At 39.4% G+C, this 23,931-nt stretch carries 16 protein-coding genes and 1 other annotated feature; of the genes, 9 read left to right on the forward strand and 7 right to left on the reverse strand.

Annotated features, from left to right (window positions below; translation table 11 throughout):
• Position 1: 1 nt before the first annotated feature.
• From mtnN to gltB, 3 genes are all read right to left on the reverse strand, one after another.
• Positions 2–697 carry a 5'-methylthioadenosine/S-adenosylhomocysteine nucleosidase gene (gene mtnN, locus R3X26_RS12365; protein WP_317717634.1) on the reverse strand — a complete coding sequence of 232 codons (696 nt, stop codon included), beginning with the start codon at positions 695–697 and terminating at the stop codon, positions 2–4.
• Between the two features lie 209 nt (positions 698–906).
• The gene (locus R3X26_RS12370; protein ID WP_317717635.1) at positions 907–2,379 is read right to left on the reverse strand and encodes a glutamate synthase subunit beta; all 1,473 of its coding nucleotides are present in this window, start codon (positions 2,377–2,379) and stop codon (positions 907–909) included.
• Complete coding sequence (gene gltB / locus R3X26_RS12375; RefSeq protein ID WP_317717636.1) at positions 2,379–6,926, reverse strand: glutamate synthase large subunit; 4,548 nt, start codon at positions 6,924–6,926, stop codon at positions 2,379–2,381. The genes R3X26_RS12370 and gltB overlap by 1 nt, the downstream gene beginning before the upstream one ends.
• A 655-nt stretch (positions 6,927–7,581) precedes the next feature.
• Between gltB and R3X26_RS12380 the strand changes: the two genes are divergently transcribed.
• Both R3X26_RS12380 and arcB read left to right on the forward strand, forming a co-directional pair.
• The gene (locus tag R3X26_RS12380) at positions 7,582–8,529 is read left to right on the forward strand and encodes a TIGR01212 family radical SAM protein (RefSeq protein ID WP_317717637.1); all 948 of its coding nucleotides are present in this window, start codon (positions 7,582–7,584) and stop codon (positions 8,527–8,529) included.
• 250 nt (positions 8,530–8,779) lie between these two features.
• Positions 8,780–11,122, forward strand: a complete 2,343-nt coding sequence (gene arcB, locus R3X26_RS12385; RefSeq protein WP_317717638.1) for an aerobic respiration two-component sensor histidine kinase ArcB — start codon at positions 8,780–8,782, stop codon at positions 11,120–11,122.
• Positions 11,123–11,208: 86 nt separating this feature from the next.
• Here the strand turns inward: arcB and arcA are convergent, their stop codons facing one another.
• Complete coding sequence (gene arcA / locus R3X26_RS12390) at positions 11,209–11,925, reverse strand: two-component system response regulator ArcA (protein WP_317717639.1); 717 nt, start codon at positions 11,923–11,925, stop codon at positions 11,209–11,211.
• Positions 11,926–12,785: 860 nt separating this feature from the next.
• Here arcA and R3X26_RS12395 point away from each other — a divergent pair.
• The 4 genes from R3X26_RS12395 to thrC all read left to right on the forward strand — a co-directional run bounded on the left by R3X26_RS12395 (position 12,786) and on the right by thrC (position 18,507).
• Complete coding sequence (locus tag R3X26_RS12395) at positions 12,786–13,268, forward strand: putative 4-hydroxy-4-methyl-2-oxoglutarate aldolase (protein WP_317717640.1); 483 nt, start codon at positions 12,786–12,788, stop codon at positions 13,266–13,268.
• A gap of 377 nt (positions 13,269–13,645) precedes the next feature.
• Positions 13,646–13,763 (forward strand) — a sequence feature (Thr leader region).
• 29 nt (positions 13,764–13,792) lie between these two features.
• Entirely contained in the window at positions 13,793–16,252 is a 2,460-nt protein-coding gene (gene thrA, locus R3X26_RS12400; protein WP_317717641.1) for a bifunctional aspartate kinase/homoserine dehydrogenase I, read from the forward strand.
• 18 nt (positions 16,253–16,270) lie between these two features.
• Positions 16,271–17,227: a homoserine kinase gene (gene thrB / locus R3X26_RS12405; protein WP_317717683.1), complete on the forward strand. Its 957-nt coding sequence runs from the start codon at positions 16,271–16,273 to the stop codon at positions 17,225–17,227.
• A complete protein-coding gene (thrC, locus tag R3X26_RS12410) occupies positions 17,224–18,507 on the forward strand; it encodes a threonine synthase (RefSeq protein ID WP_317717642.1) in 1,284 nt (427 codons plus the stop codon). Before thrB ends, thrC begins: the two co-directional genes overlap by 4 nt.
• A gap of 55 nt (positions 18,508–18,562) precedes the next feature.
• Here the strand turns inward: thrC and R3X26_RS12415 are convergent, their stop codons facing one another.
• Complete coding sequence (locus R3X26_RS12415; RefSeq protein ID WP_317717643.1) at positions 18,563–19,777, reverse strand: MFS transporter; 1,215 nt, start codon at positions 19,775–19,777, stop codon at positions 18,563–18,565.
• Positions 19,778–20,002: 225 nt separating this feature from the next.
• Entirely contained in the window at positions 20,003–20,380 is a 378-nt protein-coding gene (grcA, locus tag R3X26_RS12420; RefSeq protein WP_317717644.1) for an autonomous glycyl radical cofactor GrcA, read from the reverse strand.
• 349 nt (positions 20,381–20,729) lie between these two features.
• Here grcA and nfo point away from each other — a divergent pair, with 349 nt between their 5' ends.
• The 3 genes from nfo to R3X26_RS12435 all read left to right on the forward strand — a co-directional run bounded on the left by nfo (position 20,730) and on the right by R3X26_RS12435 (position 23,420).
• The gene (gene nfo, locus R3X26_RS12425) at positions 20,730–21,587 is read left to right on the forward strand and encodes a deoxyribonuclease IV (protein WP_317717684.1); all 858 of its coding nucleotides are present in this window, start codon (positions 20,730–20,732) and stop codon (positions 21,585–21,587) included.
• A 494-nt stretch (positions 21,588–22,081) separates the two neighbouring features.
• Entirely contained in the window at positions 22,082–22,765 is a 684-nt protein-coding gene (gene ung, locus R3X26_RS12430) for a uracil-DNA glycosylase (protein WP_317717645.1), read from the forward strand.
• A 109-nt stretch (positions 22,766–22,874) separates the two neighbouring features.
• Positions 22,875–23,420 carry a hemerythrin domain-containing protein gene (locus tag R3X26_RS12435; RefSeq protein WP_317717646.1) on the forward strand — a complete coding sequence of 182 codons (546 nt, stop codon included), beginning with the start codon at positions 22,875–22,877 and terminating at the stop codon, positions 23,418–23,420.
• Between the two features lie 136 nt (positions 23,421–23,556).
• Here the strand turns inward: R3X26_RS12435 and R3X26_RS12440 are convergent, their stop codons facing one another.
• Positions 23,557–23,742 carry a DUF3545 family protein gene (locus tag R3X26_RS12440; protein ID WP_317717647.1) on the reverse strand — a complete coding sequence of 62 codons (186 nt, stop codon included), beginning with the start codon at positions 23,740–23,742 and terminating at the stop codon, positions 23,557–23,559.
• Between the last annotated feature and the right edge of the window lie 189 nt (positions 23,743–23,931).

Below are 23,931 nucleotides of genomic sequence, written 5' to 3' on the forward strand. Positions count from 1 at the left end.
ATTATTTAAGTAACCCAACCATATTCATTACCATCTCAGATGAACTTTTGGCTGCAAGAGGTAAAAATTCATCAAAGCTCATTGGTGATTCTTTATCCGCAACGTCGGAAATGGCACGAACCACAACGAAAGGTATGTTAAATTGATGACAAGTTTGAGCAATTGCTGCTGCTTCCATTTCTACTGCTATAACGGAAGGGAAATATTGACGAATGGTTGTTTGTTGATCTTCTGTGCAAACAAACGCATCACCAGTACAGATTAACCCTCTAACCGAGTGTTGATCGGGTTTCATTGCGATAGCTTGTTCTGCTACTTGAATCAATTTTTCGTCGGCAATAAATGCAGCAGGTTGACCAGCCATTTGTCCCATTTCGTAACCAAATGCAGTTACGTTTGCATCGTGATGGCGAACTTCGGTGGAAACTACCACATCACCAAGGTTTAAACTTGAATCAAAGCCACCGGCTGATCCAGTGTTAATAACAATATCAGGCGCATAGTGTTGTAAAAGAATAGTGGTTCCGATAGATGCTGCGACTTTACCAATACCTGATTGAAGCAGAACGACTTCTACTTCATTTATTTGACCAGAAAAAAAGTGACAATTAGCCTTTTTCTCTTCTACGCAGTTAGATAATGCTTGCTTTAAAATAGCAACTTCTTGTTCCATTGCCCCAATAATGCCGATTTTCATGAATATCTCTTAACCATTAGATTCGATAACTTGAATCAGATTGTAGCATATAGATTCAAGCAGAGGACAACGTGATTTATTCTTAACGTGTGGTTGGAATGGGAGTAATACAATGCTTTGACTTACAGATATAAAAAAGGCCAGCTAGAAGCTGGCCAAAACAAAGTTTGGAAGGAAACCTTTGTTATAATTTTCACATCATAAAAATATTAGGCATTTGAAAGCATTAGCGAGTCTGCTTTAGCTTCCAAATTGGTATTGCCCATCAAGAACTCATCAACGGCGCGAGCACATTCGCGACCTTCGTTAATACAACGAACTACTAATGATTGTCCTGTGCGCATATCACCTGCCGCAAAGATACCTTTTTGGTTAGTTGCAAAATCTTCAGTGGCGACATTTCCTCGTTCATCTAATTTAATGTCTAGTTGAGCTAGAACACCGGTTGCTTCAGGATGAAGGAAACCCATCGCTAAGAAGGCTTTGTCACATGGGATAACACGTTCACTGCCTTCAATTTCTTTGAAGTTCGGACGTTCACCTGGTTTTGCCTCTTCCCATTCGATATCAGCTAAACGCAGGCCCGTTACTTTACCTGATTCATCACCAATGAATTCCTTAGTGAGAATATTCCAATGACGTTCACACCCTTCTTCGTGAGAAGTAGAAGTACGAAGAATCATTGGATAGTCAGGCCATGGAGCATTAGCTGGACGTTTTTCTGGAGGCATAGGCATGATTTCAACTTGAGTAATACTCGCAGCACCATGACGGTTAGAAGTACCAACGCAGTCAGAACCTGTATCACCACCTCCGATAACAACAACGTGGCAATCTTTAGCATGAATTTCTTCAGTTTTTAGATCCATGTTATTGGCACGGCGGTTATTTTGTCCAAGGAATTCCATAGCAAAATGAACGCCTTTTAGTTCTCTTCCTGGAATAGGGAGATCACGAGGAACGGTTGAGCCACCTGTTAGCAATATTGCATCAAATTCTTGTCGAAGTTGAAGCGCATTGATATCTACACCCACATGAGAGTTAGTCTCAAAAATGATCCCAGCTTCTTCCATTAAATTGACCTTACGATCAATTACATCCATACCCAGTTTAAAGTCAGGAATACCAAAACGAAGTAAACCACCTACTTTCTCATCTCGTTCATAAACGGTAACGCAGTGACCAGCACTATTTAACTGTTCTGCTGCTGCAAGACCTGCAGGACCAGACCCTATAATTGCAACCGTTTTACCTGAACGAATGCGAGGCTTTTTAGGAACAGCGTAGCCTTCTTTATACGCTCTTTCTACAATCGTTTTTTCTATATTACAGATTGTGATTGGATCTTGGTTAATACCAAGAACACAAGATGTTTCACAAGGCGCAGGACATACTCTTCCTGTAAATTCAGGGAAGTTATTGGTACTGCTAAGAATGTGCCATGCTTCTTCCCAACTATCACGATAAACGGCATCGTTAAATTCGGGAATAATGTTACCTATTGGACAACCGTTGTGACAAAACGGTACGCCACAGTCCATACAACGAGACGCTTGAGTATTGATGTTTTTACCAAACTCCTCGTTTAAAACGAACTCTTTATTATTTTGAATACGAACACTTGGGTCGATCTTCTTTGGCAGTTCACGACCATGCTCTAAAAATCCAGTAGCCTTACCCATTATACTGCCTCCAACTCTTCCGTATTTTCTGCTTGCGCTTGTGCTTTACGTTTTTGTAATACCGCCTTGTAATCGCGAGGCATTACTTTAATCATGTTTGCTAAGTTAGCATCGAAATCATCTAGGAAAGCTTTTGCTACGGTACTTCCAGTAAACTCAACGTGTTTGTTTAGCATATCGATAAGAATGGTTTTATCTTCTTGCTCGATAGGATCAAGATCCACCAGTTCAGGGTTCAGTTTACTTTCGAAGTCACCTGCTTTATCCCAAACATAAGCCGTACCACCACTCATACCAGCTGCAAAGTTGCGACCTGTTGAACCAAGTATGATCGCTGTACCACCTGTCATGTATTCACAACCATGATCACCAATACCTTCAACAACAACTTTAGCACCAGAGTTTCTAACACAGAAACGTTCACCAGCTAGACCACGGATAAAGGATTCACCCGATGTTGCGCCATAGAAACATACGTTACCAACAACGATGTTATCTTCTGCCACAATACTGGTATTAGAATCAGGATAGAGCACTAACGTACCACCTGAAAGACCTTTGCCCCAATAATCGTTGGCGTTACCTTCTACTTCAAATTTCACACCTTTTGATAAGAAAGCACCAAAAGATTGACCAGCAGAACCAGTGAATTTCACATTCATAGGTTGAGGTAGGCCTTGGTCTTTGTAGACCTTCGAAATTTCGTTCGAAAGCATCGTACCTGTACTACGGTCGGTATTAATAATTGGTAATTCAGCAGAAACCGCTTCACCTTTTTCTAGTGCAGGTTTGGCTATTTCAATCAATTTACGGTCAATAACTTCTTCAAGCTGATGATTTTGCTTAATTTGATTATATATACCGTCGGCTTCACGCGGTGCTTCTATATGTAGAACAGGTGAAAGATCAAGATTCTTATATTTCCAATGTTTGATGTCATCACGTACTTTCAGTTTGTGAGATTGCCCAACCATTTCTTCAATTGTGCGGAAGCCAAGTTCAGCCATCACTTCACGTAAACCTTCTGCCATATATTGGAAGAAAGTAACTACGTCTTCAACGCGGCCATCGAAGCGCTCACGCAATGTTTTATTCTGTGTTGCGATACCTACTGGGCACGTGTTTTTATGACACTTACGCATCATAATACAGCCTTCAACCACCAAGGCGGCTGTTGCTACACCCCATTCTTCTGCACCAAGTAAGGTTGCTACCGCAAGATCTCGTGGCGTTTTCATTTGGCCATCAGACTGAACAACGATACGGTTACGCAAACCGTTTTTCAGTAATGTTTGATGCGTTTCTGCCAAACCAAGTTCCCATGGAAGACCTGTATGACGAATAGATGAGATCGGTGAAGCACCTGTACCACCATCAAAACCAGCGATAAGCACCACATCGGCTTTTGCTTTTGCAACACCAGAGGCAATGGTACCCACACCTGCTTCAGATACCAACTTCACGTTGACGCGGCCTTCACGGTTAGCATTCTTCAAATCGTAGATAAGCTGAGCCAAATCTTCGATTGAATAGATGTCGTGGTGTGGTGGAGGGGAAATTAACCCTACTCCAGGTGTTGAGTGACGTGTTGCGCCGATCCAATCATCAACTTTATCACCTGGAAGTTGTCCACCTTCACCTGGTTTTGCTCCTTGAGCCATCTTAATCTGAATTTCGTCGGCGTTAGTCAGATAATAAGACGTTACACCAAAACGACCAGATGCTACTTGCTTAATCGCAGAGCGTTCCCAATCACCATTTTCTTTTCTTTCGAAACGATCTGGGTCTTCACCACCTTCACCTGAGTTCGATTTTGCTCCAATACGGTTCATCGCAACGGCAAGCGTTGAGTGCGCTTCGTAAGAGATGGAACCAAAGCTCATTGCTCCAGTAGCAAAACGTTTCAAAATATTTTCAATTGGTTCTACTTCTTCTAGAGGGATAGAGCCAGTTGGGTTTTTGACAAACTCAAGTTGGCTACGCAATGTCGCTGCATTATCACCTTGTGCGTCTACCGCATTGGTGTATTGCTTAAATTGATTGTAGTCTTTATTTCGTGTTGATTTTTGCAGTAACGAAATCGTTTCTGGGTTAAATAAGTGTTTCTCACCACGTTGTTTCCACTGGTAAACACCACCAACATCAAGAAGCTGTACTGGAATTTCACGAGTAGGGAAACCAATACGGTGACGCACTAACACTTCTTTAGCGATATCATCAATGGTCAAACCTTGGATACGAGTTACCGTACCAGTGAAGTATTTATCAACCACTGATTTGTTAATACCTAATGCTTCAAAAATTTGAGCACCATGGTAAGACTGAAGTGTCGAGATACCCATTTTAGAGAATATTTTCAGTAGACCACCATTCACACCCGCACGGTAGTTATTGAATAACTCTTCCGACGGTATTTCTTGGTCTAGCTTCTTCTTGTTCTGAAGATCAACAATCGACTCCATCACTAGATAAGGGTTAACAGCATTAGCCCCGTAACCAATCAGTGTTGCAAAGTGATGAGTTTCACGTGCATCACCAGTTTCTACTACGATGTCACATTTAGCTCGTAAGCCTTTGCGAATCAAGTGGTGGTGAACCGCACCAACAGCCAACATTGCAGGAATTGCAGCGTGGTTTGAGTTGGTTGAACGGTCAGTAAGAAGAATAATCGAGTAACCATCGTTAACCGCATCTTCAGAATATTGACAGATACGTTTTAGAGCGCGCTCTAATTTACCTTCATCTTCGCTAGCACGGAATACAATATCCAGTGTTTTTGCTTGAAGATATTCGTTATCTATAGCACGTAATTTTTCTAATTCTGAATTCGACAATACAGGCGATTCCAGTTCTACTTTTTGACAATGCTCAGGAGACTCAGTTAATAAGTTCTGATCTTTACCTAAGTAGGTGTTCAAAGACATAACCATACGCTCACGAATCGGGTCGATAGGTGGGTTAGTCACTTGAGCGAACAACTGTTTAAAGTAGTTAGATAAATGTTGTGACTGGTGCGAAAGAATTGCTAATGGCCAGTCAGCCCCCATAGAGCCAAGAGGTTCTTTACCGTCTCTTGCCATAGGCACAATAATTTCGTTAATTTCTTCTGCTGTAATACCAAATGCTTGCTGATTATGTAGCAAACGTTCTGCTGAAGGTTGGTGGTGCATATTGTCAGCTTCAGGTAACTTTTTCAGGCTTAGTAGGTTATCTTTAACCCATTGCTGATAAGGCTGCGCTGACGCAATACTATCTTTTACTTCTTCATCAGAAATAATACGACCTTGTTCAAGGTCTGCAACAAAGATACGTCCTGGCTGTAAGCGGCCATGATATTCCACATTACTAGGGGCAATTTCTACCACACCAGACTCAGAAGCCATCACTAGGAAGTTATCTTTGGTAACTGTATATCGAGAAGGACGTAAACCATTACGGTCTAATGTTGCCCCTACTTGTACACCGTCGGTGAAACACACAGATGCAGGGCCATCCCATGGTTCCATTAGGTTAGCGTGATATTGATAAAATGCGCGACGCGTTTTATCCATATTTTTGTTTTCTTGCCACGCTTCTGGAATCATCATCATTAATGCATGAGGTAATGAACGTCCAGAAAGAACCAATAGTTCTAGAGCCATATCGAAGTTAGATGAATCAGACATTCCTTCCTGACAAATAGGAAGTAGCATGTCAATTTCAGCTTGAGTAAATAGGTCTGATTCAAGAATAGCTTCACGAGCCTTCATCCAGTTTAAGTTACCACGTACGGTGTTAATCTCACCGTTGTGCGCGATATAACGGAAAGGTTGCGCGAGTCGCCATCTTGGGAATGTATTCGTAGAGAAGCGAGAGTGTACCAATGCCAGAGCAGTTACCATGGTTGGGTTACCAAGGTCTAAGAAATACTGCGGTACTTGTTCAGTTGTTAGCTGGCCTTTATAAACTAATGTCTTATAAGACATTGAGTTTATATAAAATTCATCTTTAATGTTGGATACACTTTCAAGACAGACACGTACAGTATAGTTACGTAAAACATACAGCTTTCGCTCTAACTCTTCTGGTGTTGTGCCTGGTCCACCTGAAATAAACACATGCTCAAATTGAGGTTCCGTGCTTAGTGGATCGTCGCCTAACATTGAATTATCCACAGGCAGAATACGATAGCCTAAAATTTCCAGATCTAAGCGACGAGCGTTACGTTCTAAAATATCGCGACACTGTTGACGTTTATATTCATCTTTAGGGAAGAGGACTACACCAACACCGTATTTTTCAAACGAAGGCAATGTAATACCTAGTTTAACCGTTTCTTCCAATAAAAATTCATGAGGTTTTTGAAGCAAGATCCCTGCACCGTCTCCGCTACATGGATCACAACCTTGACCGCCACGATGTTCCATTCTCGCTAGCATATCTAGCGCTTGAGTAACAACTTCGTGCGATTTGCGGTTTTTTAAGTGAGCAACAAAACCGATACCACAAGCGTCATGCTCCAATTCAGGAGTATAAAGACCTTGTGTTTTCTGCTCTCTATCTACCATAGATACATCCTTCCAATTAAATTTCAGGCGAGACATGCCAGAGGCGTTTCGACCCTGTTATTTTATTATTCGTATAGTTCATAGCATCGCTAAGCATAGCAAGCTTGAGTCCATTCCGTTCTTCACAGGAAATTTATTTGTGAAGAAAACAATTCCGTTAGTGATATCCATTGTTATTAGATCACATTATAGTGATTTGTATTGGTGGGGTTGGATAATCACAGAACATTCCACATTTAAGTTGGTCCCTTTCCTAGGGTTTTAAGTGCGGATATTTTTACATCGTACAATTTTGTGTCACTTAATTCCATCAAAAAGTTGACCTAGATTCTGTTTTTTTAATAAGCATATGAATAACAAACAGTAAAAATAGCTAAAATATCTAGTTTGAGGCCAGATGAATGCATTTTTATTGAGTTTATGTCTTTTTATCTTTGTCGATGAGGTGTTTATTGATATGAAATAGCGAACACAATTTCTGCTCTACTTATAATCCTGCCGTTTACGTTGCGAACATAGCTTGATTTAACGTGCAACAACTCATTTATCCCAAGTTGCAAACGTAACACTTTATGTAAGCTATAAACTTTACTTGAGCTATAAACAGTAGGTAATACGGTTTCATTATTCCATGATTTGTTAGGTAGTCAGTCATATGCAGTTACACGAATTAGTCAATACCCTTGGTCAAGATCTACAACGTAGATATGGACAGAAGGTACATAAATTAACTTTGCACGGTGGTTTTAGCTGTCCCAATAGAGATGGTACGTTAGGACGTGGAGGCTGTACATTTTGCAATGTAGCTTCATTTTCAGATGAAGCCACACAACAGCAGAGTATTGTTGAGCAACTTAGCGAACGTGCGGGTGAAGTACAGCGAGCTAAAAAATACTTAGCTTATTTTCAAGCATACACTAGCACTTATGCTGAAGTACAAACACTAAAAAGTATGTATGAACAAGCGTTAAACTCGGTGGACATGGTTGGGTTGTGTGTCGGTACTCGTCCTGATTGTGTACCTGAATCGGTTTTAGAGCTAATGTCAGGTTATGTCGAACAAGGTTATGAAATCTGGTTAGAATTAGGCTTGCAAACCGCTAACAATAAGACATTAAAACGAATTAATAGAGGGCATGATTTCGAGTGTTATGCTGACATTACTAAAAAGGCACGTCAACTAGGTATAAAAGTGTGTACTCACCTTATTATTGGCCTGCCAAAAGAGACCCGAGTTGATTATCTTGAAACACTGGCTAAAGTCCTTACCATAGGCACAGACGGTATAAAGTTGCATCCACTACATATAGTGGAAGGTAGCTCAATGGCAAAAGCATGGAAGGCAGGCCGATTACAAGCACCTGAGATGGAGGACTATGTCAGTATCGCTAGCGAACTGATTCGTCGAACACCTCCGGAAATCATTTATCATCGTGTCTCTGCAGCTGCGAGAAGACCCACACTCCTTTCACCACTTTGGTGTGAAAATCGTTGGTTAGGAATGACTGAAATTGGCCGAGCTCTTGATAGAGAAGGAGCGCAAGGCTCGTTATTGAATCGAGCATTTATTTATACCAAGCCAATTGTAGATGTCACACCATAAATAAGTTATGAGCATAACGTCGTTTGAGTGTAAGCAAGTCTTTGACGATTTTCTTAAAAGATCAATCGCTCATAGACGATCAATAGTTAAAGAACACTGATACACAAGCTGATATATTTAGTTATGGTGGTTAATTTAGGAAACGTCAGGGTTAGAAAATAGCCTCTTTATTCAGAGTTAAGGGTAACTAGTTGAAGGTTAAACATGGCTTTTTATCGGCAAGATTACCGAATAAGGTATGAGGGAATGAATGAAACAAATTAAAAACTTAGCCCAGTATTATGTAGATCTACTCGTCAAACTGGGTATTCTTCGTTTTTCCATACTTTTAGCTTTAGCATTGGTTGCTTTAGCCGTCTTTGTTCAAGTAGGTATTACGCTCGTTTTACAAGGTAATGTTGAACATATTGATATTATTCGTTCGATATTCTTTGGGTTATTAGTCACACCTTGGGCGGTTTATTTTCTATCTGTCGTGGTGGATCAGTTAGAAGAATCTCGCCAACGTTTATCGAAACTAGTGTCTAAACTAAGAGACATGCGTTCACGTGATCAAGAACTAAATAATCAGCTGCAACAAAATATCATTAAGCTGAATCAAGAGATCAAAGAAAGGCAGAAAGCGGAAGATGCGAGACAAGTAGCGATTCGTGATCTAAAAAATGAAGTTTATCAGAGAGAAAAGACCCAGTTAGAATTAGCCGAAAGAACAACACTATTGAGATCGTTTATCGATACCTCACCTGACCTTATTTACTATCGCAATGCTGATGGCATTTTTTCAGGTTGTAACCGCGCCGTTGAAGAATTGACAGGCCGTACAGAGCAAGAATTAGTTGGATTGACACCATGGGATGTATATAGCAAAGAGATCGCACAAGAAGTTGTTAGCACCGACGAAATGGTTTTTACGGATAATGAAGAGATCACTTATGAACAGTGGCTAGAGTATCCAGATGGTAAAAAGGTGTATTTTGAAATTAGAAAAGTACCATTTTACAACAAACAAGGCCGCCACTTAGGTTTAGTCGGTTTTGGTCGAGATATTACCGAACGTAAAAAATACCAAGATGCTTTAGAGAAAGCCAGTCGAGATAAAACTACTTTCGTTTCTACGGTCAGTCATGAATTGCGTACACCACTAAATGGTATCGTAGGGCTGAGCCGCATGTTGTTAGATACTTCTTTAAACGAAGAACAAAGACAACATATGCAAACCATCAATGTTAGTGCCATTACACTAGGTAATATTTTCAATGATATTATCGATATGGATAAATTTGATCGCCGAAAATTAGAGCTGTTGCCAAAGGCAATTAACTTAGAAGACTTTGTTTCAGAAATGGAAAGTATTTCAGCCCTAATGGCAGAACAGAAAGGCTTGCGTTTTGACTTAGAACGACTAACGGATTTTCCTCGTTATATTGAGGTGGATACAACCCGATTACGTCAAGTTTTATGGAATTTGATAGGTAACGCTACCAAGTTTACTAAAGAAGGTGGCGTCGTTATGAGTGTTAGTGTTGATGTAGAAAATGACATAGCAGATATTACGTTTGAAGTGGAAGATACTGGCATAGGTATTCCAGAAGCTGAATTAGAAAAAATATTTGCAATGTATTACCAAGTTAAATCAGGTAAAGATAATTTACATGCCGTTGGAACAGGAATAGGTCTTGCTGTATCTAAACAGTTAGTCAATATGATGGGTGGGGATATCACGGTTAACAGTGAAGAAGGATTTGGTAGCACTTTTACCTTGAATATTCAGGTTCCCGTAGTTGATGATATTGAAGTAAAAGCCAAACCTAACCCGCAACAAGCTCAACGTATATTTATGGTTGAAGATATTCAATTGAATATTACCGTTGCTAGATCGCTGCTCGAAAGTTTAGGGCACTCTGTTGATGTGGCTATGAATGGCGAAGAGGCGATAGCACAATTCTCTCCTGAAAATTATGACCTTGTTTTATTGGATATTCAGCTACCTGATATGACGGGTTTTGACATTGCCACCTGTTTTAGAGAGCAATTTAAACAGTTACCGCCTTTAGTTGCACTTACTGCCAACGTGATGAAAGACAAACGAGACTACATAGACAAAGGTATGGACGATGCTTTGAGTAAACCACTGTCAGTAAAAGCGATTCAGAAAGTGATTGCTAGATGGTGTCTTTCAGCCGAACCTGAACCCGTTGTAGAACAACAAAATCTTGTAAACGAAACGCACTCTGTCAAAGTAGCGTCCAAAATTTTAGATATTGATATGCTGCAGTCTTACGTGGATATTGTTGGCACCGAACCTGTTTTTGATAGTATTCAAATGTTTGAAGACATGATGCCAGGATACATTGATATTCTTGATTCAAACATGGTTGCAGCCGATCAAGATGGCATTGTATCTGAAGCTCATAAAATAAAAGGCGCTGCGGGGTCTATTGGTTTAATGCATATCCAAAAAATAGCGCAAAAAGCTCAATCACCAGATATGCCCGCGTGGTGGGAAAATATAGCCGATTGGGTTGATGAAATTAAAAATGGGTATCAGAGTGATATTAATGTGCTAAAAGAGTGGCTGAAGCAACAATCATAGTTAATTTAATAAACTTTACTAAGTGGTAAATCAATCTGGTTAGATAGCTTATAACCTTGATAGTTTACCACTAGTAAAGTGCAGTATTATTCTTCTAAATCACCGCAAAAACGGTAACCTTCACCATGAATGGTTGCAATAATTTCTGGTGTGTCAGTGATGGATTCAAAATGTTTACGGATACGACGAATCGTAACGTCAACCGTGCGGTCATGTGGTTTTAGTTCACGACCAGTCATTTTTTTCAAAAGATCAGCTCGAGTTTGTATCTTGCCCGGGTTTTCGCAAAAATGAAGAAGCGCTCTAAATTCCGAACGTGGCAATTTATAACTGTCGCCTAGTGGACTGACTAATGAGCGGCTATTAATATCTAAAACCCAGCCATTAAACTCATATTTTTCAACATTACGCTTTTCTTCTGCCACCGGATTTTCACTCATTGAACGAGTAAGAAGATTACGAGCACGTATGGTCAATTCTCGAGGATTAAAAGGTTTAGTAATATAATCATCTGCGCCTATTTCTAGACCTAAAATTTTATCAACTTCATTGTCTCTACCAGTTAAGAACATAAGCGCAACATTTGCTTGTTCGCGTAGCTCTCTGGCTAAAAGTAGCCCATTTTTACCGGGTAGATTAATATCCATGATAACGAGATTAACAGAATTATCCGCGAGTATTTGGTGCATTTCTTCACCATCACTTGCTTCAAATACTGTGTATCCTTCCGCTTCAAATATACTTTTCAGCGTGTTACGAGTAACTTGCTCATCTTCAACGATGAGTATTTGTGGGGTCTGCATTGGCGATACCTAAATTGTAACAAGATTGTATATATTTTTTAGAAACTTTAAGCAAAAAATAACATATGGGTAAAGTGTTTACGATACTTGGTAACGAAAATTGTTACAAAACACTCTAACTAGGCACGCCAGTCCATGGTTGCTACCTATTTTGGGAGAACAACAGTTGTTTTATATGAAAAACAGCCGTGTTGATTATATCTCTTTACATTTTTGCTATATTTTAGTCGGATATTATTATCTTAAACGCACCGCAACAATAACAGTTTGTTAATTCTTTTCACTTTGTTGATTTACATCAATAGAGGTAAAATGACATTTTTTTATTTAATGAGCGGTTTATCAAAGACAAGTAAGGCTCAAGTTCATATTTAAGCTACTCAACTTGCCTGAATGTTTATTCTTTTATAATCAGAATGTTGTTTGGTTATTTATCATTCAGATTGCATTATTTTCGTGACTCGTTAGCGGTCAATTTCTTGCCTTTTGAAAGCAAATTTATCGGTATAGAGAATAAATTATATGATTTTAATGATTGCAAATTACTTGTTGGTGATTTAAAAAGAGTCTCGCTTGAAAAGAACTCCGTTGTAAAAACGCCTCAGAATCGATTTACAAAGCTTGAAAACGTGTCAGTAAAACGCCATGTATGGTGTACATAAAATCAAAATAAATCTGTTTATTCATACAAAAAACATAATGTTATATTTTCATGTTTTGCTACTTACAAGCCAGATTTAATATAAATATCAATAACTAAAAATTATCTAGGCTAATTAAAGCCATCATTTTTATAGAACAGAATTTAAAATCAATCGTAGTTAATGAGTTATAAAAAACTACGAAATCAAGGAGGAAAAATGAACGATATACTTCCAGATATCTGTGACAAGTATGAAGATCAAGTTACTTTGCTAGACCTACCGTTACAAAACTTTGGTCAGCGTGATGCTTTCTTTGGCGAAGTTGTCACTGTGCGTTGTTTCCATGACAACTCGAAAGTAAAAGACGTCTTGGAGCAAGATGGAAAAGGTAAAGTTCTTTTTGTTGATGGAAATGGCTCAACTAAAAAAGCGCTTTTAGGGGACCAACTTGCTATTTTAGCAATTGAGAATGGCTGGGAAGGTATTATTGTTTATGGTGCTATACGCGATGTAGCTGCATTATCAGAACTTGATGTAGGTGTAAAAGCGTTAGCGGCCTGTCCATTTAAAACTGAGAAAAAAGGAGCAGGTGAAATAAACGTGTGTTTAACCATGAATAGGCAAACCGTTCACCCTGGCGACTTTATCTACGCCGATTGGAATGGAATTTTACTGTCAGACAAGTTACTAGAAGTTTAAAAGCAAAACACTTACATTTTCCTATGTAACTAGGTGTTATTACTAGCGGAACTCCAGTATTTAATAGCACTTCAATATATTGCAACCACTGTTATTCAATATTAGTGGTTGCAAATTGAAAATATCAAAATTCCAATACGATTTTTTAGTTTATTAGCTCTCTAAAATTCAAATATCTACCTGAAATTCAAGTGGTCATTTAGAGTTCAGGTTAGTTATATCTGAGCGTGATTGTTTGCTACTTTTATCCCATAAAAAAACAATCAATTTTGAAAAAAAATAAACTTTCAATTGACTCTATCGGTGAAAGTCGGTAAACGTATGGGTAAGCAAAAAATAATGACATAAGCATAGATATAAAAATGAAAACAGTACGCCACTCAATAATGATTACCACAACCATTATTACCGACATTACCAATGTTGGGGCAGGCTGTTAAACGAAAGAAATTTCAAAAAAAGGCCTGTATCCACGAAGATACAGGCCTTTTTTTATACGAATTTTAAACATACTGGAGGTAGGGATGCGAGTTCTCAAGTTTGGTGGATCATCGTTAGCAGATGCTGACCGTTTTCTAAGGGCGGCAGACATTATTGCAAATAATGCGCAACAAGAAGAAGTAGCGGTGGTTTTATCTGCACCGGGGAAAACAACCAATAAATTAGTTGCGGTGATTGAAGGTGCACTTAGAAATGGTGATGCTGACATACAAATAGCTGAGTTAGAGAGCTCTTTTGCTCAACTTTTTTCTGAGATTAAAGCCGTTTTACCAACAATAAACAGCACCAGTTTTGATGAGCAAGTCAGTGTTTCGATGGCTCAATTACGTCAATTTGTTCATGGTATAGCACTTCTAGGTATGTGCCCTAATAACGCTAATGCTCGTATTATCAGCAAGGGTGAAAGAATTTCTATCAAACTGATGCAAGCTGTTCTAGAAGCAAAAGGCCAAGCAGCAAGTCTAATTGACCCAGTGAAATATCTTTATGCTAAAGGGGATCATTTAGAAGCAATGGTTGATGTGGATATATCCACTCAAAACTTTATAAATGACCCGCTTCCTACTGGACATGTGAATATCATGCCTGGGTTTACTGCTGGTAATAAAGCAGGTGAATTGGTTACCTTAGGTCGTAACGGATCTGACTATTCAGCTGCCGTATTAGCGGCTTGCTTAAGAGCGGATTGTTGTGAGATTTGGACCGATGTGGATGGTGTTTACAATTGTGATCCGCGTTTAGTTGATGACGCAAGATTGTTGAAATCGCTGAGCTACCAAGAAGCGATGGAGCTTTCTTATTTTGGTGCATCAGTACTTCATCCCAAGACTATCGCTCCTATCGCTCAATTTCATATCCCTTGTCTTATTAAGAACAGTTTTAACCCTCAAGGTCCAGGTACACTTATTGGCCAAGATACAGGCGAAGATAATTTATCTATCAAAGGAATTACAACGCTCAATAAACTGATTATGGTAAATGTATCAGGCCCTGGTATGAAAGGCATGGTTGGTATGGCAAGTCGCGTGTTTGGTGCGATGTCATCCGCTGGTGTCTCTATTGTTTTAATTACTCAATCATCATCTGAATACAGCATCAGCTTTTGTATTGAAGCTGCAGATAAGCAAAAAGCTGAACAAGCGCTGCATGATTCGTTTGAATTAGAATTAAAAGAAAGTTTGTTAGAACCAGTTGAGTACATTGATGATGTTGCTATCGTTACCCTAGTTGGTGATGGTATGCGTACCTCTAAAGGTGTTGCATCTCAGTTTTTCTCATCGTTAGCGGAAGTAAATGTCAATATTGTTGCTATTGCTCAGGGTTCATCAGAGCGTGCTATTTCTGCTGTCATACCAGAAGTTAAAGTGTCAGAAGCGATTAAAGCCTGCCATGAAAATTTCTTTAATTCTAAACACTTTTTGGATCTGTTCATTGTTGGAGTTGGTGGTGTCGGTGGAGAACTGGTTGATCAAGTCCAGCGTCAACAAGCCAAATTAGCGCAAAAAGGTATTATTATTCGCGTATGCGGATTAGCCAACAGTAAAGGTGTGTTATTGGACGCGAAAGGCTTACCACTTAATGACTGGCGTGATCGTATGGGCCATGTATCAGAAGAGTTCTCGCTTGCTACCTTGATCTCTACCGTGCAGCGCAATCATATAATTAACCCTGTTTTGGTTGATTGTACTTCCAGTGAAACCATTGCAGAGCAATATGCAGATTTCTTAGCGGCTGGTTTTCATGTCGTAACACCAAATAAAAAAGCTAACACAGCTAGCATGGCCTATTATCATCAATTGCGTCAGGTTGCCCGTAGTTCTCGTCGTAAGCTTTTGTATGAAACAACGGTTGGTGCAGGTTTACCGGTTATTGAAAACCTACAAAATCTAATTTCTGCTGGCGATGAATTAGAGAAATTTAACGGTATTTTGTCTGGTTCATTGTCATTTATCTTTGGTAAGTTAGATGAAGGCTTAACACTTAGCCAAGCCACTAATATCGCCAAAGACAATGGATTTACAGAGCCCGATCCCCGTGATGATTTATCTGGGATGGATGTAGCGCGTAAACTGCTTATTCTGGCTCGTGAAGCTGGCATGGCTATAGAACTTGAAGACGTTGTTGTTGAGCAAGCATTACCACCAGGTTTTGATGATTCTGGTTCTGTGGATGAGTTTATGGCTCGGTTACCGGAAGCAGATGCTTACTTCTCTGAGTTGGTAGAAAAAGCGTCTCAAGAAGGTAAAGTTCTGCGTTATGTTGGAGAAATCGATGAAGGTAAGTGCCGAGTAAGGATCCTTGCGGTTGATGAAAATGATCCAATGAACAAAATTAAAGATGGTGAGAATGCTCTAGCCTTCTATAGCCGTTATTATCAACCTATTCCACTAGTACTTCGTGGTTACGGGGCAGGTACAGAAGTGACCGCTGCGGGTGTATTTGCTGATGTGATGCGTACCCTAGGCTGGAAATTAGGAGTTTAACAAATGAATTCAAGTGATATGGATGTTGTGGTTTACGCTCCGGCTTCTATCGGAAATGTTAGCGTTGGCTTCGATGTGTTGGGAGCGGCGGTTTCGCCTATTGATGGCACATTGTTAGGTGATAGAGTTTTAGTCAAGGCTGGTAACACACCATTTGAATTAAAAACCTCAGGCAATTTTGTTTCCAAATTGCCTACCGAGGCAAAAGAAAATATTGTTTATGACTGTTGGTTAGTTTTCGCCCGAGAATTAGACAAAAAAGGCGTTGAAATTAAACCATTAGAAATGACGTTAGAGAAAAATATGCCGATCGGCTCGGGTTTAGGATCAAGTGCTTGCTCTATTACCGCTGCACTTGATGCACTGAATCGTTTCCATGCTCAACCATTAAATGAAATGGAATTATTAGCTTTAATGGGGGAGATGGAAGGAAAAATATCAGGTGGTGTTCACTACGATAATGTTGCTCCATGTTATTTAGGTGGTTTGCAATTGATGCTAGAAGAACTGGGGATTATTAGCCAAGAAGTTCCTTGTTTTGACGATTGGTTTTGGGTAATGGCTTATCCAGGCATAAAAGTGTCTACAGCAGAAGCTCGCTCTATTTTACCGTCACAGTATCGCCGCCAAGACGTTATTGCTCATGGACGTAACCTTGCCGGGTTTATTCATGCTTGCCATTCTGGTCAGCCTGAACTGGCGGCAAAAATGATCAAAGACGTGATCGCAGAACCATATCGTGAGAAACTATTGCCCGGTTTTGCCAATGCTCGTCAATATGCCACTTCTGCAGGGGCATTAGCGACAGGCATTTCTGGTTCAGGCCCGACACTGTTTAGTATCTGCAAAGAGAAAAGTGTTGCTGAGCGAGTTGCTCGCTGGTTAGAACAAAATTACATACAAAATGAAGAAGGATTCGTCCATATTTGTCGCTTAGACAAACAAGGATCGGTCGTGACAGGAAGTGAGCTATGAAGCTTTACAACATCAAAGAAAATGACGAACAAGTATCCTTTGGCCAAGCCGTGCGCCAAGGATTAGGCCGTAATCAAGGTCTATTTTTTCCATCAGAATTACCAACATTTAACGACATAGATGCACTGCTAGCAGAAGACTTTATACCGCGTAGTAGTAAAATTCTATCAGCCTTAATTGGAGATGAGCTCAGCGAAGCGCAAGTACTTGAACTTGTCGGCAATGCTTTTCAATTTCCAGCACCAATCAAAAGTGTCAAAGACGGTGTTTACGCACTGGAACTGTTTCATGGTCCAACCTTAGCGTTTAAAGACTTTGGTGGCCGTTTTATGGCGCAATCACTAGCCGCGGTAACTAACGGCGGTAAAATCACCATTCTAACTGCCACCTCTGGTGATACTGGTGCAGCAGTTGCTCATGCTTTCTATGGCATGGAAGACATTAACGTGGTTATCCTTTATCCAAAAGGAAAGATTAGCCACCTACAAGAGCAACTCTTTTGTACTCTTGGCAAAAACATCCATACAGTATCGATTAGCAGTGATTTTGATGCTTGCCAGTCGTTAGTTAAACAAGCCTTTGACGATCAAGCTTTACGTGAAGAGATCGGCTTAAACTCAGCCAACTCTATCAACATCAGCCGTTTAATGGCGCAAATTTGTTATTACTTCGAAGCGGTAGCTCAAATGAGCGCAGCTGAACGTGAAAATCTAGTTATTTCTGTACCAAGCGGTAATTTTGGTAATTTAACGGCAGGGTTGTTAGCCAAAGCAATGGGCTTACCAATTAAACGCTTTATTGCGGCAACTAACGTTAACGATACCGTTCCGCGTTACCTTGAAACGGGTGAGTGGGATCCAAAACCGACTATCGCAACAACGTCTAATGCTATGGACGTAAGTCAACCGAATAACTGGCCTCGCATTGAAGAGTTATGTCGGATTAAAGGTTGGGGTTTAGATACTTTAGGCAAAGGTGCTGTAACGGACGAGCAAAGCGCAGAATCAGTCAAAGAGTTGAATGATCTTGGCTACTTATGTGAACCTCATGGTGCCATTGCTTATCGTACGTTAAATGAGCAACTTCAAGAAGGCGAAACCGGCTTATTCTTGTGCACCGCTCATCCTGCAAAATTCAAAGAAGTAGTCGATGAGATTCTAGATAAAGATATTGACGTTCCTGCACCACTTGCAAAACATGCAGTAATGGAAAATTTATCGGAAGAGTTAGATGCCGATTTTGAAGCCCTAAAAGCGGTACTGAGAAAAGCCCACAAATAACGTAACGCTTACTCAACCGAACAGAAACGGATGACTCATTAGAGTTATCCGTTTTTTAATAGGAAATTTTTCTGTCTCTCGCCGCTAAAGCAGCAAAACACGTGCAAATAACGCCGACACAAGCAATAAGTAAGATAGGCGTCGACCATGAGTCACTTTGTACGTGAATTTGTCCTACCATCGTTGGGCCAGTTGCCGCTAAGGCATATCCAATGCCTTGAGACATGCCTGAAAGTGACGTCGCTTGGCTTCCGTTTGATGTCCTTAAACCAATAAAAGAGAGCACAATAATAAAGGTAGAGCAGTTAGCTAACCCAAATAAACCAACCCAAAAAATGGCAAACTGAGGTAAGTAAAGCAAGCCTATTAAGCTAGTGGGCACACAAAATGCGCAAAGGCTAACAAGAAGTTGCTGATTGTTTTTTCTGCTTAATATTGGTAGCAACAATATACCGGGAAGCATAGTGGAAAATTGCAGAAATCCGTAAATATAACCGGCATTAATTTCGCTATAACCGAGCGAACCTAATATTTTGGGTAGCCAACCAGCCAAAGAATAAAAAGTAAATGAATTAAGGCCTAATGCTAAAGTTACTTGCCATGCGATGCTACTTTTAAGCATGCTGCGCATAGATATGGCATGTTCATTTTGTGGAGCGTGACTTATTTTTGATGTTTTATTTCGTATCCTCGGTAGCCAAATTGTTAGTGCAAGGATAGGAAAAATAACGTTGCCGAAGAGGGCCAGTTGCCAACCATTAAACCCTTGTGAAAATAGATCCGATTGAGTAATAGAAAGGTTAGAAATTGGAACCATTAGGCTAGAGCTCATTGTTGAACCAATACCCATGGTAAAAATATATAATGATGTTACGGTGGCAATACGGGTTGGGAAATTGATTTTAACCACAACAGGCAAAAGAACATTACCGGTAGCAATCCCTATACCTAGTAAAACAGTGCCGCAATACAGTGTAGGTATTGTTCCCCAAGACCGAAGAATAACCCCAAGCGAAATGAGAATTAAAGCCAGAATTAAGCTCGGCTCTACTCCTATTCTTCGAGATACATTGCTGACCATCGGCGAAAAAATAGCAAAAGAAAGTAAAGGTAATGCGGTTAGAAAACCTGCTGCAGCGGAGGCTAAGTTTAAACTTTCCATAACTTGCGTCAGTACAGGAGCAAGGCTAGTAAATGGGGCTCGGAGATTTAGCGCTAGAAAAAGAACACCCAGCATAACTAAGATGTTTACGCGTGAAGGAGCTGTCATGTGATGGTCTGCTTCGATATTAGATAAGTTGTATAGCCTACAGAGGATTGCACAAGTAAACAATTGTTGAGGGTAAAACGTAGACAAAATAATTGATGATTAATGAGAAAAATAAAAGGCGCTAAAAGCGCCTTTCTAATCGAGTGGTTAATGAATAGGGCCTAACTCTGTTCTGGTAGATATGCTAACCACCTATTAATTAAACCTAATCGTTATATAGAACGATTATAGCGACTCAGTAAAAGTACGAGCAACAACATCAGCTTGTTGTTCTGGAGTCAATGAATTGAAACGCACTGCGTAACCAGAAACACGAATTGTTAACTGAGGGTATTTCTCAGGATTTTTGATTGCGTCTTCTAACGTTTCACGTTTTAGAACATTAACATTTAGATGTTGACCACCTTCAACGCGAGGAGCAGTTTCAATCGCTACTTCACGGCTTTCGAATTCGCCTAAATCAGATGATGCAACAACTTGGTCAGCTTCAAAACCAGCTACAGCAGCAACACAACGAGCTTCATTTTTCTCTGAATCTAATAGCCAGATTGAGTTTAATAGATCATCATTTGCAGCTTTAGTAATTTGAATACCTTGGATCATGATTGTCTCCTAGTTCACTTAGAATTTGATTCAATTAATAATTTTTTTTGGGTGTATCGTTTAACTTGTTGGGACTATGATAATATTGATTTAAGTCAAAAGACAACTAAAAACCTTATTTTTTTTGTGTAAATTTTATTGATGTATATCAAAAAACCTTATTTTTCATATGGTTTAGGTAAAATATTGTTCTGTATGATAATTTTGTCATTAATAGGAGTGTAGTAGACTTACTACATTCTGCTATCAAGTCGTTAACGGGTGGTTACTTTTATTTAACTAAATGGAAATTTTATTGTTTAATTGGTAACAATAAAATTGTGAATAATTCGCTAAAAAAAGAGTCGAAATTGTGAGTAATAAATTTATAGGGGCGCATGTATCTGCTGCTGGTGGAGTGGAAAATGCACCAATTCGAGCGAAAGAGATTGGTGCGAATGCTTTTGCACTATTCACTAAAAATCAAAGGCAATGGGTAGCCAAACCATTAACAGAACAGAGTATCAATGCGTTTAAAAATAACTGTGAAAAATTTTCTTTTGGTCCAGAACAAATTTTGCCGCATGATTCTTATCTAATTAATCTCGGTGCGCCTGAAGAAGAAAAGTTAGTAAAATCTCGAGCTGCGTTTATTGATGAAATGGAACGGTGTCATCAACTGGGGCTCAATTTGTTGAATTTTCATCCAGGGAGTCATTTGAAGAAAATTTCAGAGCAAGATTGCTTGGCATTGATTGCTGAATCTATCAATTTGGCTCATAGAGCGGTTCCTGATGTCATTGCGGTGATTGAAAATACGGCAGGACAAGGAACCAATTTAGGTTGGCGGTTTGAACATCTGGCTGAAATTATAGAGCGGGTTGAAGATAAGCAAAGGGTCGGGGTTTGCCTAGATACGTGCCACACTTTTACCGCCGGATATGACTTACGAACAAAAGAGGCATGTGATGAAACATTTGCCGAGTTTGATCGTGTGGTAGGTATGCACTATTTGAGAGCGATGCATCTTAATGATTCAAAAGTTGATTTTGATAGCCATGTTGATCGCCATCACTCGTTGGGTAAAGGAAAAATTGGTTGGGACTGTTTTGAATATATCGCTCAAGATGATCGTTTTGACGCTATCCCATTGATATTAGAAACAATTGAACCAGAGATTTGGCAAGATGAGATTCAAGCTCTTCGTCATTTAGAGTCGATGAAATAAAGTTTATTTTTAGCTAGTTTACTAATTTTTTGCGATTGTAAAAAGTTGGCACTTTTTTTTCATGGTTATTATAGACAAGGATCTTTCTGATCTTTGTCAGTGATAATATTCGCCATAAGAGGATGCCAATATGTATTTATCATCGATTTCACCTAGTCGCCCTAGAACTCCAGTTCCATATCGTCATGTGCAAGGTCGCGGTCATTTTAGAACCCCTCAAAAACATGCTTAATAGCGGAGTAGGTTGTACTACTGAATTGACTATGTGTTGTTCCCGTGAAAACGGGAATGACGAACTGACTGAGATTGTTATCCGACAAATAGCTAGCTACACTTACTTACCTACAATTGACACTTACTTACCTATAATTACTTCTACCTGTTAATGGGTAAACTTACATTCGTAGCATTTTGATGTACTGCAATGTGCTCTTTCTGATTTCCTTTTACTTGGTTATGATACGCCCTTAGGTTTAACCTTACTGGGCGGAAAAATGAGTAATAACGTGACTTGGCAGAGTCTGATTGAACAAGAAAAACAGAAACCTTATCTAAAGCAGACTCTAGAGTTTATTCAATCTGAGCGAGATAATGGTAAAGAAATATACCCTGCTGATGCTGATGTGTTTAGTGCTTTTCAATTGACTCAACTTACTGATGTTAAAGTCGTGATTATAGGTCAAGATCCTTATCATGGTCCGAATCAAGCCCATGGGTTGTCCTTTTCTGTTTTACCTGGAATAAAAATACCCCCTTCCTTGGCTAATATTTATAAGGAGTTAAGCCAAGATATAGAAGGATTTGAAGCGCCGAAGCATGGTTATTTAAAACACTGGGCAGAACAAGGTGTATTGCTAATTAATACGGTTTTAACGGTTGAAAGAGGCAAAGCACACTCACATTCAAAAACAGGATGGGAATCGTTTACCGATATCATTATTTCGCTAATCGATGAACATTGCCAAGATGTGGTTTTTTTGTTGTGGGGCACACATGCTCAAAACAAAGGTAAAAAAATAGATAGAAGTAAGCATTATATTTTAACGGCACCTCATCCGTCACCTCTTTCTGCTTACCGAGGATTTTTTGGCTGTCAGCATTTTTCAAAAACCAATCAGATTTTGTTGGACACCAAACGTCAGCCAATTGACTGGCAGCTGCCAAAATTACCAATGTAGAATCTAATGCTCATTAATTGCCCGAATATCGACTAGAATCAAAGCATGCATCTTATTCTTTCGTTAGACTAGAACGGTACTCTGTACAATAAAAGGAGCTTAGATAATCATGATGATGGAACAAATTCACCGCGAACACGGCTATATGGTTCGCCTATTAGCCATTTTGAAGAGTAACTGGAATGCACTTAATGATGAAAAATCGATTAATTACAGTTTATTAAAAGAAATTGTTGATTATTTATCTACTCATTCTGAAAGCGTGCATCATCCGAAAGAAGACATCCTTTACCGTTATTTTTCCGAGCGTTATCCTGATAGTGCCAAGGTGAAAGATCTGCAAATTGAGCATCAAGAGTTGTCTGAGAAAACCCAAGATTTTATAGTAACAGTGGAGATGATCCTACAAGACGCCGTTGTGCCTCAAGATGTTTTCATAGCTCAGTTAGAAGCATTTATACAAAATCAGAAACAGCATTTAGATTACGAAGAGAAAGAAATATTTCCGCTAATTAAAAGTACTTTTACCACACAAGATTGGCAAGAAGTTGAGAGTCAATGGCAACGGAGTGATGATGATCCTGTATTTGGCGACAATATAGCAGATCGGTATAAGCAACTTGCAGAAATAGTAAGGCAAGTAAAAAAAGAGTAAGCAAATTAATTTATCGGATATAAAACAGGCACTGAGGTGCCTGTTTTATTGTGATGTATGAATAGGTTAAACATGCGTACTGCATCTATGCTCAATTGTTTATTTTATCGACTGAGCATAAAATCAATGGGTCCTGTTAAAAATCAATGTCGTCTAAATTGTAATCATTACAAACATCGAGTTCCATTAACTCCTTCTGTAAACGTCGACGATCTTTTATCGCTTCAATTTCACGCCATTTGCGTTTGGCTGGTTTTGCACGGCTAGAACGAATCGAGTGTGAATCCGTTTCCATTATATCTTCGAGTAGAAAGCCTTCCATTTTGACCTCACTTGTATTTAATGTACTCCTAACGGAGCTTTTTAAGTACCATAAACACGATAAGAATAGCTATGATGTATTTCTCATTTGTTTCTCTTAGATGAAGCTTTTGTTAGAGAATCCACTGTAATTCACAATTTATATATTTTTAATGGACAAAATATTAGCTCAAACTAGAGATCAGGGAGG

This window comes from Vibrio sp. TH_r3 (genome assembly GCF_033101115.1).
Classification (GTDB): Bacteria; Pseudomonadota; Gammaproteobacteria; order Enterobacterales; family Vibrionaceae; genus Vibrio.

Excerpts from the sequence above, each read along its gene's own strand:
- mtnN (WP_317717634.1), bottom strand. The coding sequence starts at position 697 with ATGAAAATCGGCATTATTGGGGCAATGGAACAAGAAGTTGCTATTTTA.
- R3X26_RS12370 (WP_317717635.1), bottom strand. The coding sequence starts at position 2,379 with ATGGGTAAGGCTACTGGATTTTTAGAGCATGGTCGTGAACTGCCAAAG.
- gltB (WP_317717636.1), bottom strand. The coding sequence starts at position 6,926 with ATGGTAGATAGAGAGCAGAAAACACAAGGTCTTTATACTCCTGAATTG.
- R3X26_RS12380 (WP_317717637.1), top strand. The coding sequence starts at position 7,582 with ATGCAGTTACACGAATTAGTCAATACCCTTGGTCAAGATCTACAACGT.
- arcB (WP_317717638.1), top strand. The coding sequence starts at position 8,780 with ATGAAACAAATTAAAAACTTAGCCCAGTATTATGTAGATCTACTCGTC.
- arcA (WP_317717639.1), bottom strand. The coding sequence starts at position 11,925 with ATGCAGACCCCACAAATACTCATCGTTGAAGATGAGCAAGTTACTCGT.
- R3X26_RS12395 (WP_317717640.1), top strand. The coding sequence starts at position 12,786 with ATGAACGATATACTTCCAGATATCTGTGACAAGTATGAAGATCAAGTT.
- thrA (WP_317717641.1), top strand. The coding sequence starts at position 13,793 with ATGCGAGTTCTCAAGTTTGGTGGATCATCGTTAGCAGATGCTGACCGT.
- thrB (WP_317717683.1), top strand. The coding sequence starts at position 16,271 with ATGGATGTTGTGGTTTACGCTCCGGCTTCTATCGGAAATGTTAGCGTT.
- thrC (WP_317717642.1), top strand. The coding sequence starts at position 17,224 with ATGAAGCTTTACAACATCAAAGAAAATGACGAACAAGTATCCTTTGGC.
- R3X26_RS12415 (WP_317717643.1), bottom strand. The coding sequence starts at position 19,777 with ATGACAGCTCCTTCACGCGTAAACATCTTAGTTATGCTGGGTGTTCTT.
- grcA (WP_317717644.1), bottom strand. The coding sequence starts at position 20,380 with ATGATCCAAGGTATTCAAATTACTAAAGCTGCAAATGATGATCTATTA.
- ung (WP_317717645.1), top strand. The coding sequence starts at position 22,082 with ATGAGTAATAACGTGACTTGGCAGAGTCTGATTGAACAAGAAAAACAG.
- R3X26_RS12435 (WP_317717646.1), top strand. The coding sequence starts at position 22,875 with ATGATGATGGAACAAATTCACCGCGAACACGGCTATATGGTTCGCCTA.
- R3X26_RS12440 (WP_317717647.1), bottom strand. The coding sequence starts at position 23,742 with ATGGAAGGCTTTCTACTCGAAGATATAATGGAAACGGATTCACACTCG.